The following is an 11,968-nucleotide window of genomic DNA, read 5'->3' as shown; positions in this document are numbered from 1 at the left end:
AAAACTAGACATATCAACTTTCATTCTAGCCTCTGCTGGCGCGTCTACGTCGGCTTTGGCGAGAACGAGTTGATATGTCATATTCTAGGACCGCACCGATCACAAACAAAATGCCAGTAAAGACAAAAAACACTTCTAGCAAGTTGCCACTTTCATACTCAATTTCGACCCGAGAATCAGACCATTTAAAGTAAGTATCCGCCACATACAGCGAGAAGATAGCAAAGGCTATCATACGCCAGGACTGAGAAAAGCGCCCTCCCCAAAAAGCCAGAATCAGGGCAGTTGCTAGAATCAGCAACACCACATCACCATAGATGTAAAACAAATTCAGCCAAAATCCCAGAGGTTCAAGTTGAGCATCAACTGCCAGCACCCAATCTGGGGCCGTACTTTCTTCTTCCTCCTCAGCCATGGCTTCATCAACCATAGCCACTCCATTAGGGGTAGTGACTATCTGTTCCTGACCCGGGGGTTCTTCAGTAGTCCCTAACAGCCCAAAAAATGACGGATCAGCTACCCAGGTTGCCAAAGTTATACCAGCGATCGCCACACCAGCCAGAGTCGCCCACTGCCAAACCTCCAGATTTAGGCGTTTAGAAGTCACCGCCGTAACCATTCCCCAGCCAAACAACAAATAGCTGAGGACATAGAACCCATCCCCTAGGGAAACCACCGGGTCAAGGTTCCATACCAGTTCCCATAAACCAAATAGTAAACCTCCCATAAAATAAAACAGTGATCCTAGACCAATTCCCAGCCAGACATTGCGTCCGCTGACCATTTGGGGGCTACGCCAATTTCTATAGCAAACCAGTGCAGCCATCAGAAAAGCACCCAATTCAAAGACATAAGTGCCAATGGAATACCATAAAGGTCGTTCTTCCCCCGGCGCACTTACACTAAACAGCAGGAAGAACAACAGAGCCAGAACCACCCAGGTGATGCCAAATATCAGCAGATTTTGCGGAGATACCAGAGATGATATAACCGATGATTTTTGTTGTGACGTGCTACTCATAGCGATACAATAACAAGAAATCTACAGTTGAAAACCATTACTAAACCAGATCGCAATAGATTTGCCCAAGAATACTCATTCAAAAACTCATCTCAATTCGAGCCTCCCATATTTAGATACCAAAACCAAAAAATCCTAACATTACTTAACTTATCTCCCAGAGATTTCCCAGAGTAGATTCACCCAGCCAACTGATAAATGAATCCCGATCTTCTTGGGCCAAGTCCTGTAGAACTTCATCTAAGCCTTCTGCAAAGCTAGTATTTCCGAAGTAGCTCTTACCCAGACGGTAAACTTCTTCTAGCAATGTTTTCAGGTTATTTTCATTCCAGGAAGGAATTTGTAAACTTTCCAGGGGGTCTTTGGTCAAAAGAGTTTTGACCGCCTCTGAGTTATCATGGGCGGGAAATTTCCCTTTTTGAAGAATCTTGAGCAGATCCTTTTCAAAGGCTACAGCTTGTCTTGACCCCAATAAATCCTCAACATCAAAGTAAACTGCTTGTAAGACCAATAGAGAAGCGCGAATGAGGCCTGATACCTTAGCATCAGTACCTCCACCCCCCTCACTACCGAGTTGTTCAAGGCGAACTTTACCCCAAACACTATAGCGTTCTGGTTCTTCGAGTAGTACGCAGGCTTTACCCCGGTTATCAGTCAAGTCCCGCCAATAAGCTCTGGCTTCGCTTTCTTGCTGAACAGTGAAAACCTTCATCAGACGGAACGTCTGCCCTTGATAATAGAGAATGGGAATCTGTTGATCCCGATTGGGGTGTTGGATCGTGGAGATCTCAACATCCTGTCGTTTCAGAATAAACATAACACTATGTACCTACTCTTGGCAGAGTTGCAGGTCGGCCGTGTTTGTTATTGTAGTGCTTGTTGAACCCATGGCGCTATAATCTCCAATGTGGCAAACTTAATCATCCCAGATAATTTTTGCCAGTCAACTGTCAATCTCGATCGCTTTTATGTTATCATCTACACGTGTCCATTGATGATCAAGCCTTGGGACTTGAGTTGACTTGATTTAGGTTGATACTAGTTGATACTATAGGTGTCAACTTAAGGTAAAATGCAAGACTTGCCTGGGTGTGTAACTCAGCTGGATAGAGTAGCGGCCTTCTAAGCCGTTTGTCGTAGGTTCGAGTCCTACCACACCCGTTTACTGTAAACCCTTATCCTGACTACTATCGCGTGATATCGCTCAACCCGATAGTGGTACCGTTGCGCACAAAATACACTTCATTAAGTCTTAACACACAGGATAATTAGCGCATATCCCTTAGCAACAAATCTTAATTATTGACGGGTTAATCAATAAGCAGTTATGGTCGAAAGGGAAGTCGCCTTCCCCAACTCCAATTCAAAACCGTGCTTGCGAGTTTCCCAGCACACGGCTCCTGATGTATAGCCTTAGTCAAGGTGGTTAGGACGCAGCTTGGAGAACGGAATCCATGGCATCATCGAGAGAATCAAACTGCTCACGTGCAGTGGCGAATGCGGGCTTTCAACCATGACCAACATTTCTCTATCTTGTTGAGGTCTGGCGAATAAGGCCGAAGATAGAGTAAACGGCATGGAGCTGCCTCCACCAGTTCAGCCTGCCGCCCCCCTTTATGAAACGTTGCATTGTCAAATACTAGAGTCTGACCTGGCTTCAATGTTGGAATTAAGATGAACTCCAACCACAACTCAAACACTGTCCGATTACAACAACCCTCAAAGCGATCGGGGGCTAAGAGTTGTTGATGACACCATGCGGCTATATAGCTCACCCTGCCCTGCCTCTTCCCGGATTTGAGGACATCGAAGCGTTGTCCTTGCTCACAGTAACCATAAGGATAATCCGAGTCTTGACTATTCATGCCAGCTTCATCGAGGTAAACCAACCCTTCCGGCTCCATATGTTCAATCTGAGCAATAAACTCCTCTCGCTGTTGCTGATCACGTTCTTGGTAGCCGTAAGTTTTTTTTTCTGGTGAAGCCAATTTTCTTCAAGGCTCTGGATATGGTGCGAGGAGAGATGTCGTCATCCCAAAGTTGAGCCATTTGAGCGGAGGTTTTGTGGCCATGCTCTTGGGCAAAAGCCTTGAATTTTTGCCAGTCGGTAATTTTGTGGTTATTGCCAGGTCGGTGATTAGGTTTAGGGAGGAAGTCTCCGGTCTGTGCTTTTCTTGGCAGCCAGAGATTAATGGTGTTCCGGCTGACATGGAAAACTTGACTGGCTTCTGTTTTGGGCATACCGTCTAGTTCAATTGCATCAATAACTTTTTGTCTGAGGTCGTAACTATAGGGGGCTGGCATTTTTGGTCTTCTTAGTCATCTCGTCCTCTCCATTATACGTCCTAACTTTCCTGTCTGGTGCTATAAATGATTGTAGTGGTGCGAGACGTTCAGGCATGAAATAAGGTTGAAATACCTGAAATAACCGCCTGGTGGGGACTTCAACCCCTTGGTTGAATATAAGGAGCGCACTCCTGACCATCCTCATAACTGTTTATATGTCCCAACGATTAGTATCCCACGATACAAATCAAGGCAGGGAACCCAAGGTCAAAACAAACTAAACCATACAAATTCCTTATAGTAATCCTAGAAATAGATAAGTAGAAGTTAGGAAGTTAGGGTAACGGCGATAGCCACCCCCAGTTTTGGGAATCACAACCCCAGGATTGAAGCGGGGAACGGAAGGCTCCGAGGTGTAACCCAACACCAGAATCGAGACCACTGCCAACCATCCATGATTAGGGAAACCGAATGTCTGGCTTGAACCATCGTCAAATTTGAGCAGCGAAACAGGTTGATACGCTGCGCTCAAAAGAGTAAGGGGAAAAGTAGGAGCATCGCTACACTACCTACATAGACCTTTAAAAGTACCCCGGTGGATAGGACAAATCTAAAGATGGAATGCCCATATAAACGGAACGTTTTAAGTCCTCTTAGACTCTGATTATCTGGTCGAGATATCAGTAGGGATAAGTGTAACCGCAAGTCTTAGAGGATGTGAGATGTGACCAGAAGCCAACGCCCTGCTGTAATAGTAGGGATATGCTGACAGGTCACGGTTTGATTGTAAGAAATAGAGTCAAGTAGGTGTACAAATGGCGATAGCGAGTTTAAAGAAAGGATTTGGCAAGCCCAAACCAATCAAGACTACGAACAACGCATGGAAGATAATCCCGTGGACTAAGGTTCAACGGAAAGTTTTCAAGCTCCAAAAGAGTATATTTCAAGCGGCTAAATCGGGACAGGATGCAAAGGTAAGAAGGTTACAACGTCTATTGGTGAAATCATACTATGCCCGACTCTTAGCAGTGCGACTGTAGGGGCGGGTTCCACGGTCAGCCATGCTTCCCAACAGTCAGCTTAATAAACCCGCCCCCCAAGCGGGTCAAGGCAAGAAAACAGCCGGTGTTGATGGAGTAAAAGTAATCTCTCCAAGACAAAGGTTTGAACTTGCTGAGAGCATTAAGGGAAACCTCAAAGCAAAACCACTGCGACGGGTGTGGATTCCAAAACCTGGAAGGGATGAAAAAAGCTGGAATAGGAATACCCACAATCCAAGACAGAGCAAGGCAAGCCTTGGTTAAGTCGGCTCTCGAACCTGAATGGGAATCGAGATTTGAAGGCACAAGCTACGGGTTCCGTCCAGGACGGTCAGCCCAAGATGCAATAGCCAGGATTTACCAGAGTATCAACAAAAGTGAATATTTCGTGCTAGATGCAGATATAGCGTGCGAGACGTTTAGGAGTGAAATAGGGCTGCAATGCCTGAAATAACCTCCTAGTGGGACTTCCACCCCTTGGTGGAATATAAGGGATTCGCACCCCTGACCATCCCATAACTATCTATGTGTCTCAACATCTGGCTTCGACAACCAGATAAGGCAGAGAGACTCAAGGTCAAAACTGAGCGAAAAAAAAGAGGGAAAGTTATGAACCCCTTGAGTATAACGTAAGGTTGAGAGTAACGGCGATAGCCACCCCCAGTTTTGGGAATCATAACCCCAGGATTGAAGCGGGGAACGGAAGGCGTGAAGTAGAACCTACTACCAAATGCGACCACTGCCAACCATCCATGATTAGGGAAACCGAATGTCCGGCTGAACCATCGTAAAGCATCAGTAGCGAAACAGGTTGATACGCTGCGCTCAAAAGAGTAAGGGGAAAAGTAGGAGACTGCTATAACTACCTACACAGACTTTTAAAGTACCCCGATGGATAGGACAAATCTAAAGATGGAATGCCCGCATAGATGGAACGTTTAAACCCCTCATTGGCTCTCAAGTGGCAGGATGTACCTGTGGAGTAGCGAAAAGTGTAAGCGTATGCCTTTAAGGGAAAAGGATGTGACTGAAAGCTAATGCCTAACTGTAATGGTTAGGATATGCCCACTAGTCACGGTGTGGATATAGAGACCGCGACAACTAAGAGTGTTATGACGAAAACGAGTTAATGACTACGTGTGTATATAGCTCCGAAAGTTGAGGTCATAAAGCAGGGGGTTGTAGCCCTGTTCCCACTGACAAAGGGGTATCCACATCAGGAGCCGTATGAGATGAAAGTCTCAAGTACGGTTTTGAAGTGGAGTTGGGGAAGGTGACTTCCCTTTCGACCATAACAAAATGCTCTTACCGTGAACCATGATTATCTACTGTCCAAAATTCATTGTCCAAGCAGCCTAAAAAGAGACCTGAAACAATGGCTCAAAGCAGGCGTGCTAGATAACGGCGTATTTGAGGATACAGAATCAGGGACACCCCAGGGAGGGGTGATAAGTCCAATACTCGCCAACATCGCACTGTTGGGTATGGTTAGGTTAATTGAAACAATGTATCCTAAAGAAAAAGGGGTTAAAGTTAAAGCCACCTTAATAAGATATGCCGATGATTTTGTAGTGATATCATCATCACTAGAGATTATTGAACAGTGCAAGACTGCAATTTCTGAATGGCTAAAACCTGTAGGACTAGAAATAAAACCTGAAAAGACTCGAATCTGTCATACACTCAAGCCTATTGAGTATGACGGTAAGACAGAGAATCCAGGGTTCGATTTTCTAGGATTCAACATCAGGCAATATCCCGTAGGAAAATACAAATCTGGGAAAACAGGTGGGACAGCAAGCCGATTAATCGAACATAAAACCCACATAAAGCCCAGCAACAAAGCAGTTAAAGCCCACACAGAAGTGATTAAAGGTGTAATTAAACAACATAAAACAACACCTCAATCAGCCCTGATTAGTAAACTAAACCCGATTATTCGGGGATGGTCTAATTATTACTCAGCGGTAGTCTCAAGTGAGACCTTTAACAAACTAGACCACATAATCTGGCAAATGTTACGGGCATGGACAGTATCAAGATGCGGAAAGGCAAGTCACGAAAAGCTAAAAAATTATTTCAGACATGGAACGATTAAACTTAGCAATGGGAAAGAAAGACACGAAGATTGGTTGTTCCAAACCAAAGATGGGTTACATCTATTCAAACACAACTGGACTCCAATTGTCAGACATACCTTAATACGTCCTGACGCAACACTTTATGACGGAAATTGGACCTACTGGGCAACCAGGAAGGGACGAGCAATCGATACGCCAAATAGGGTAGCAAAACTACTCAAAAAGCAAAAAGGTAGATGTACCTGGTGTGGGCAATACTTTACCCCATCAGACTTAATTGAAGTAGGCCACGTTGTACCTAGAAGCAAAGGCGGAAAGGATGAATACAAGAATCTTCAAATATTACATCGCCACACCCGCGACAATAAAACAGCTCTTGATGAAAGAGATGTTGCTGTACTCTTAACAAAGAGACGGTCAAACTAGGAGCCGTATGAGGTGAAAATCTCATGTACGGTTCTGCTGCTGAATGGGAGGGGTAGACCGTGAGGTCTATCTCGACCCCTAATGAGTTTAAAGCCAAAGGGAAGTCAAATCACGTGCATTGCCATTTATGAGGCCATCCGAACTGCTCAGTTCATCCGCAATAAAGCCGTCCGTTTCTGGATGGATAATTCAGGAATTGGGCAGAAGGATTTGTATCGCCTAGCGCAAAACACGCTCGAGATGAATTTCCTTTTGCTCGCGACTTAAACTCCAGTGCCTGTCAAGCTTCCATTGAAAGAGCATATTCGGTGATCGCAAGGTTCTACGATAACTGCCGGAAAGCCATTCCAGGAAAGAAAGGCTTTCCCAAGTTCAAAAAGAACAGTCGTTCAGTTGAATACAAGACTTCTGGGTGGAAGCTATCAGAAACTCGTAAGAAAATAACCTTCACCGACAAAAAAGGCATAGGCCAGCTTCAACTCAAAGGAACATGGGATTTACATTTCTACCCGCTCGAACAAATCAAACGGGTTAGGCTTATTCGTCGTGCGGACGGCTACTATGTTCAATTTATGCTCAAAGCGGATGTTAAAGTAGATAGTCAGCCCACGGGTAAAGCGATTGGTTTGGACGTAGGATTAAAGGAATTTTATACCGATTCTAATGGTCAAGCGCGAACCTAACCCCATTTTATCGAAAGGGTGAGAGCCGCTTGAAATTTAGACAAAAGCGTGTTTCTCGCAAAAAGAAAGGCTCATCCAACCGAAAGAAAGCGATTAACCGACTAGGACGAGTACACCTCAAGATAAGTAGGCAACGTGTTGGCGAAGCCTGCGCGAAGCGCATAGAACACGCCAAGAGACTGGCGCGTTGCGTAATCCAATCTAACGATTTGGTCGCTTATGAAAACTTGAGGGTAAAGAATTTGGTTAGAAACCACTGTCTCGCCAAGTCGATTAATGATGCTCTTTGGTATCAATTCAGGAAGTGGCTAGAGTATTTTGGGGTTAAGTTTGGCAAGGTGACGGTTGCCGTTAACCCGGCTTATACTTCCCAAGAATGCTCTAACTGTGGTGCAGTGGTCAAAAAAGCCCTATCCACTCGAACTCATGTTTGTCAATGTGGGTTAAACTTGGATCGCGATAGGAATGCTGCGCTCAACATCCTGTTCGCGCAGCGTTGCGCAGCAAAGTCAGCCTTGTGTACGCTAGGGCATAGCGGAACATGGATCTTATACCCGAACGCTTCAGGAGATTCGACCTATACTATGGCTGGAGCAATCCTGTCAAAGCAAGTTGGGTCTATGAATGAAGAATCCCCTCGCCTTTAGGCAAGGGGAGTGTCAAAGGATTATCTGATGCAGAATATTTCCCTTGACGAGTTGATTCCCAAACTGCAAACTCCAGAGGAACGGGAATTGGTTTTGGCTTTGGGTTATCAGGTGATTAGCTCTAGTGCTAGGGTTACAGAGGAGCCAATGATTAATGATGAAGAGGCACGCGCCTATCAAAAATTGCTAGAATTGCTTAATCTTCCCGAAGCCAGGGTTAAGGAATTAGAAGCAACAGTTGACGCTCAACTTCAAAAATCTGAAGGACTGGTGAAGTCAATGAGTCGTCAATTAGGGCAATTTTTTCGGGAAGTCAGTCAATAGCTATAGTTTCGGCTACTAAATGATGGATGCAATTAATGATTTGATCAAACAGGCTCACCAAGGTAGTGTGGTCGCCATAGTTGAGGTACTTAATTATTATCTGGCGGAAAGTCAGGTAATAATTAGGGCTGTTTTTGTGGGGGGTATTCTGCAATTACTTTGTGAAGGAAAGAAAGCAGAATATCTGGATAAATCATATTTAGTCCGTGAGATTAAGGAAGTTTTAGAGACAATTGCTCCCCGGAAGATTCGCCGAGTTAGCATCCATAGTCGTGTCTTTAATCAACATCAATTACTGTGGTTAGAGGATATTCTGGAGAGTCCAGATAGTGAACTGCTTTGGTCAGAAAATATCACCCTAAAAAAACCACATATATGGGCGGGATTACCGGGTTATCCTAGTGGGGGACTAATTGATAGTTATCCATCTCAGGAATTGGTGGAAAAGCAACAAGTAAACCGGGGTATATTAATTGCTATAATCAGCATAATTGTATTATTAATTGTGGGGGGATTTGCTGTTTATCAATGGCTAATTTTAGCGGTTCCTCAATGGTTTAAATCGGATTCTACATCGGTGACACCTACTCCCAATCCGACAATTTCTGATGATGTATTATCGGATGAAGAGTTGTTTAAACAGGCTGTCCAATTGGCTGAAAATGCTGCGGCTTTAGGGAAAGATGCAATGACTGAGAGTGAATGGTTAGAAATTGCGGACAAATGGCGGGCGGCGGCTGATTTAATGGAGGCTGTATCTCCTAGCTATCCTCGCTATGCTACGGCTCAAAATCGGGTGGCTTTGTATCGTCGGAATCAGGAAATAGCTTTGTCGGAAGCGAGAAGTTCTCGGTAATCTAATCAGCATAATTTGGTGGAGTGAGGGGATAATTTAATGCGTAAAGAATATTATAAATTGGTGCGCGATCGCATTCCTGAAACGATCCGACAATCTGGAGGTAAGCCGGAAATCAAGGTTTTATCTGAGGCGGAATATCGCATAGCTTTACGAAATAAGTTAAGGGAAGAAGCCGAGGAAGTTCAAGAAAGCGATGATGCTAGTCTATTGGAGGAATTAGCAGATATTTTAGAGGTGGTTGAATCGTTGAGGAAAAGTTATAACATATCCGATGAGCAGATACAATTAAAAGTTGATGAAAAACGAGCCCAGCGAGGTGGTTTTGAACAGAAAATAATGTTATTATGGACTGAATAAATTTCGGATAATTAGTCAGCTATTATCACACCATAATTTGAGATATATAAATTCTATCAGACATAGAAAATAACTGGGCGATTCAAGCAATTAACTTATTAGTTAATAGAAACATTATTTTAGGGTATCCAGATGGTAGATTTCGCCCCAATGCACCTGTAAATAGGGCTGAGTTTGCTACGTTAATGTGTAGGATGTTTGATGACGCACCGATAATTCAGGAGGCGATCGTCTATAAAGATGTTGCCGATAACTATTGGGCAAAATCGAATATTGAACAAGCGACTCGCCGAGGTTTTTTTGCCGGCTATCCTGACGGTACATTTCGCCCACAGCAACCTATTCCTAGGGTGCAAGCCTTAATTGTTTTAGCGGCACATCTACAGCATAGAATCCCTGAAAACCCGGAAGAAATTCTCACACAATATTTTGATGACGCGGCGGCAATCCCCAATTATACTAGGGAAAGAATTGCCGCTGGGGCGATTGAAAATTTAGTGGTTAATTATCCAGAAGTTCGACAACTCAAGCCTAATCAAAATGCTACTAGGGGTGAAATCGCGGCTTTTTTATGTCAAGCCTTGCGACCTAGAAATGTGGTGTCTTGGGAATATATCGCCTATAGTAATTTATTCGCAATTACCCCTCAATTTGACTATGCGGCAAAATTTTCAGAAGGATTAGCTAATGTCATCATTAATGGTCAAAATTGCTTCATTGATACAGAAGAAAATATCGTGATCACTTTGGCAAGTGATATTATATCTGTGGGGACATTTTCGGAGAGAATGGCTAGTGTCAACATGGATGATAAAAGTGGATATATTGACCGGGAAGGTAGACTAGCAATTCCTGCCAAATTTAGTTTGAATCCTGTCTATTATTTTGCGGAAGGTTTGGCATTGGCTAAACTTTATGATCAGACAAAATGGGGATATATTAATAAATCAGGTGATTGGCACATTATAGCTAAATTTGATGGTGGGGGTAGCTTTTCCCAAGGACGGGCAAAAGTTAGGATCGGATCTGAATGGGGATATATTGACCGGGAAGGTAACTCGATTATTGAACCTAAATTTTCAGAAGCTGGGGAATTTGCGGAGGGTCTAGCCCCAGTTAAATTCAATCATCAATGGGGATATATTAATCGGGATGGTGATTGGGTAATACAGCCAGAATTTGGGCGGGCTTAAAATTTTATTTATGGAGTTGCTAAAGTTGTTAAAGGCGACCAATATTATCTGGTTGATAACAGTGGAAATCTCACGTCAATTGTACCAAATTGGTTAGGATATTTACAATTTTCTGAGGGATTAGCCCCCTGGGGAACTGGAGAAGGGAAGGTTGGTAATTTGATTCAACCTCTGCGTTATGGTTATGTAGATACTACGGGAAAAACAATTATTCAACCTCAATTTTATGGGGCTGAACCTTTTTCTGAGGGGTTGGCTGTAGTACAGTTAAACGGTTACTACGATGGAGGAAGCTGGGGGGAAGCAAGTCAAGGAATGCCTCCAGAATCTTTGAGAATTGTTCGCGGGGGGAAATATGGATATATTGCTAAACCTTGAATATCATCTGATGTTGATGAGATTAAAAGAGTTTTCAGTGGTGATAGCTTCGATAATGCTGAGGGGAGGGTGAGTTAGCGAGAAGGGAAAATACAGTAGTGTGTAGCCAGGGTCAAGAAATGATGTTGATTGGTGCTAGTTTTAGCTTAAACTATAGTTAAAATTAATTCACATTCGATTAAACAATGGCTATTAACAGGGTTAGAGTCGCTAAAGATAAAGCAGACCTAGTGCGAGATTTAACCGAATCCGAAAACAAAAGCGGCCCGTTTCAGACCTATGCAGATGTAATAGTATTCGCCGCCTCTGTAGGTATCCGCCACCAAAAGCGAGTACCGATTGAGGCTGTTTCTCAGAGAGATCCCGCGCCTATTTCCCTAGAGATATTCATTTCGAGGGGTTATGATTGGGTAATTAAACTGATAGCGATCGCCCATACTAAGGACAGCAAAACCATCTCACCTTTTGACCCAGAATTGGAAGCAGAAAGAGTGAAAATTTTTGAAGAATTTGCCAATGGTGGGCTAGAAATTTTACGAGAAGAATTTAGGGGGGCGGTAGATTATGGCGATCGCCTGTTATTATTGCTGATGTCGGAACGCGATCGCTTCAAAAAACCGGAATCAGAATTTGATCTGAGTCAATTTTTAGGCTAATTCAGCGGCGGTCACTC

General features: G+C 43.7%; 14 protein-coding genes, 1 tRNA gene and 4 pseudogenes. 14 read left to right on the top strand and 5 right to left on the bottom strand.

Annotated elements, in window-relative coordinates:
* Positions 1 to 25: 25 nt before the first annotated feature.
* Both N39L_RS29060 and N39L_RS29055 read right to left on the bottom strand, forming a co-directional pair.
* Complete coding sequence (locus N39L_RS29060; protein WP_006618593.1) at positions 26 to 1,021, bottom strand: hypothetical protein; 996 nt, start codon at positions 1,019 to 1,021, stop codon at positions 26 to 28.
* A 145-nt stretch (positions 1,022 to 1,166) separates the two neighbouring features.
* Complete coding sequence (locus tag N39L_RS29055) at positions 1,167 to 1,838, bottom strand: Npun_F0813 family protein (RefSeq protein ID WP_006618594.1); 672 nt, start codon at positions 1,836 to 1,838, stop codon at positions 1,167 to 1,169.
* A 270-nt stretch (positions 1,839 to 2,108) separates the two neighbouring features.
* Between N39L_RS29055 and N39L_RS29050 the strand changes: the two genes are divergently transcribed.
* Positions 2,109 to 2,182 (top strand) — tRNA-Arg (locus N39L_RS29050).
* 265 nt (positions 2,183 to 2,447) lie between these two features.
* On the opposite strand, the pseudogene N39L_RS29045 reads toward N39L_RS29050, so the two are convergent.
* Together N39L_RS29045 and N39L_RS29040 are read right to left on the bottom strand one after the other, a co-directional pair.
* A pseudogene (locus N39L_RS29045) lies at positions 2,448 to 3,325 on the bottom strand (IS630 family transposase).
* Positions 3,326 to 3,602: 277 nt separating this feature from the next.
* On the bottom strand, positions 3,603 to 3,839 hold the full coding sequence (locus N39L_RS29040) for a hypothetical protein (RefSeq protein WP_081471254.1): 237 nt from the start codon (positions 3,837 to 3,839) through the stop codon (positions 3,603 to 3,605).
* A gap of 283 nt (positions 3,840 to 4,122) precedes the next feature.
* Between N39L_RS29040 and N39L_RS29035 the strand changes: the two genes are divergently transcribed.
* Genes N39L_RS29035 through N39L_RS29025 form a run of 3 tightly spaced genes read left to right on the top strand, consistent with a single transcriptional unit; the run spans position 4,123 to position 4,801 of the window.
* Positions 4,123 to 4,347, top strand: a complete 225-nt coding sequence (locus tag N39L_RS29035; protein ID WP_014274780.1) for a reverse transcriptase N-terminal domain-containing protein — start codon at positions 4,123 to 4,125, stop codon at positions 4,345 to 4,347.
* A 21-nt stretch (positions 4,348 to 4,368) separates the two neighbouring features.
* The gene (locus N39L_RS29030; protein ID WP_014277121.1) at positions 4,369 to 4,611 is read left to right on the top strand and encodes a hypothetical protein; all 243 of its coding nucleotides are present in this window, start codon (positions 4,369 to 4,371) and stop codon (positions 4,609 to 4,611) included.
* A complete protein-coding gene (locus N39L_RS29025) occupies positions 4,550 to 4,801 on the top strand; it encodes a reverse transcriptase domain-containing protein (protein WP_035737769.1) in 252 nt (83 codons plus the stop codon). The genes N39L_RS29030 and N39L_RS29025 overlap by 62 nt, the downstream gene beginning before the upstream one ends.
* Before the next feature lie 156 nt (positions 4,802 to 4,957).
* On the opposite strand, the pseudogene N39L_RS29020 reads toward N39L_RS29025, so the two are convergent.
* Positions 4,958 to 5,143, bottom strand: a pseudogene (locus tag N39L_RS29020) (hypothetical protein); the annotation flags it as partial.
* Between the two features lie 514 nt (positions 5,144 to 5,657).
* Here N39L_RS29020 and N39L_RS29015 point away from each other — a divergent pair.
* From N39L_RS29015 to N39L_RS28970, 10 genes and pseudogenes are all read left to right on the top strand, one after another.
* Positions 5,658 to 6,834: pseudogene (locus N39L_RS29015) on the top strand (group II intron reverse transcriptase); the annotation flags it as partial.
* A 328-nt stretch (positions 6,835 to 7,162) separates the two neighbouring features.
* Positions 7,163 to 7,537, top strand: a complete 375-nt coding sequence (locus tag N39L_RS29010) for a transposase (protein ID WP_014277118.1) — start codon at positions 7,163 to 7,165, stop codon at positions 7,535 to 7,537.
* A 29-nt stretch (positions 7,538 to 7,566) separates the two neighbouring features.
* Positions 7,567 to 8,184 carry an RNA-guided endonuclease InsQ/TnpB family protein gene (locus N39L_RS29005; protein ID WP_014277117.1) on the top strand — a complete coding sequence of 206 codons (618 nt, stop codon included), beginning with the start codon at positions 7,567 to 7,569 and terminating at the stop codon, positions 8,182 to 8,184.
* 27 nt (positions 8,185 to 8,211) lie between these two features.
* Positions 8,212 to 8,508, top strand: coding sequence for a hypothetical protein (locus tag N39L_RS29000; RefSeq protein ID WP_006616419.1), 297 nt, complete (start codon positions 8,212 to 8,214; stop codon positions 8,506 to 8,508).
* Between the two features lie 22 nt (positions 8,509 to 8,530).
* On the top strand, positions 8,531 to 9,364 hold the full coding sequence (locus tag N39L_RS28995) for a hypothetical protein (RefSeq protein WP_235181509.1): 834 nt from the start codon (positions 8,531 to 8,533) through the stop codon (positions 9,362 to 9,364).
* Between the two features lie 39 nt (positions 9,365 to 9,403).
* Entirely contained in the window at positions 9,404 to 9,724 is a 321-nt protein-coding gene (locus tag N39L_RS28990; protein ID WP_006616421.1) for a nucleoside triphosphate pyrophosphohydrolase, read from the top strand.
* 50 nt (positions 9,725 to 9,774) lie between these two features.
* Positions 9,775 to 9,846 (top strand): annotated as a pseudogene (locus N39L_RS28985) (S-layer homology domain-containing protein); the annotation flags it as partial.
* A gap of 63 nt (positions 9,847 to 9,909) precedes the next feature.
* Positions 9,910 to 10,917 carry a WG repeat-containing protein gene (locus N39L_RS28980; RefSeq protein ID WP_231852019.1) on the top strand — a complete coding sequence of 336 codons (1,008 nt, stop codon included), beginning with the start codon at positions 9,910 to 9,912 and terminating at the stop codon, positions 10,915 to 10,917.
* A 159-nt stretch (positions 10,918 to 11,076) separates the two neighbouring features.
* Entirely contained in the window at positions 11,077 to 11,295 is a 219-nt protein-coding gene (locus N39L_RS28975; RefSeq protein WP_014277115.1) for a WG repeat-containing protein, read from the top strand.
* Positions 11,296 to 11,480: 185 nt separating this feature from the next.
* Positions 11,481 to 11,951, top strand: a complete 471-nt coding sequence (locus tag N39L_RS28970; protein ID WP_006616424.1) for a DNA phosphorothioation-associated protein 4 — start codon at positions 11,481 to 11,483, stop codon at positions 11,949 to 11,951.
* Positions 11,952 to 11,968: the final 17 nt, after the last annotated feature.

The organism is Limnospira platensis NIES-39 (assembly GCF_026000695.1).
GTDB classification, from domain to species: Bacteria; Cyanobacteriota; Cyanobacteriia; order Cyanobacteriales; family Microcoleaceae; genus Limnospira; species Limnospira platensis.
This window is presented reverse-complemented; position numbering and strand designations above follow the sequence as displayed.

What these genes read in the sequence shown, in the direction of transcription:
- N39L_RS29060 (WP_006618593.1), bottom strand. Translation starts at nt 1,021, where the DNA reads ATGAGTAGCACGTCACAACAAAAATCATCGGTTATATCATCTCTGGTA.
- N39L_RS29055 (WP_006618594.1), bottom strand. Translation starts at nt 1,838, where the DNA reads ATGTTTATTCTGAAACGACAGGATGTTGAGATCTCCACGATCCAACAC.
- N39L_RS29035 (WP_014274780.1), top strand. Translation starts at nt 4,123, where the DNA reads ATGGCGATAGCGAGTTTAAAGAAAGGATTTGGCAAGCCCAAACCAATC.
- N39L_RS29030 (WP_014277121.1), top strand. Translation starts at nt 4,369, where the DNA reads ATGCTTCCCAACAGTCAGCTTAATAAACCCGCCCCCCAAGCGGGTCAA.
- N39L_RS29025 (WP_035737769.1), top strand. Translation starts at nt 4,550, where the DNA reads ATGAAAAAAGCTGGAATAGGAATACCCACAATCCAAGACAGAGCAAGG.
- N39L_RS29000 (WP_006616419.1), top strand. Translation starts at nt 8,212, where the DNA reads ATGCAGAATATTTCCCTTGACGAGTTGATTCCCAAACTGCAAACTCCA.
- N39L_RS28995 (WP_235181509.1), top strand. Translation starts at nt 8,531, where the DNA reads ATGGATGCAATTAATGATTTGATCAAACAGGCTCACCAAGGTAGTGTG.
- N39L_RS28990 (WP_006616421.1), top strand. Translation starts at nt 9,404, where the DNA reads ATGCGTAAAGAATATTATAAATTGGTGCGCGATCGCATTCCTGAAACG.
- N39L_RS28980 (WP_231852019.1), top strand. Translation starts at nt 9,910, where the DNA reads ATGTGTAGGATGTTTGATGACGCACCGATAATTCAGGAGGCGATCGTC.
- N39L_RS28970 (WP_006616424.1), top strand. Translation starts at nt 11,481, where the DNA reads ATGGCTATTAACAGGGTTAGAGTCGCTAAAGATAAAGCAGACCTAGTG.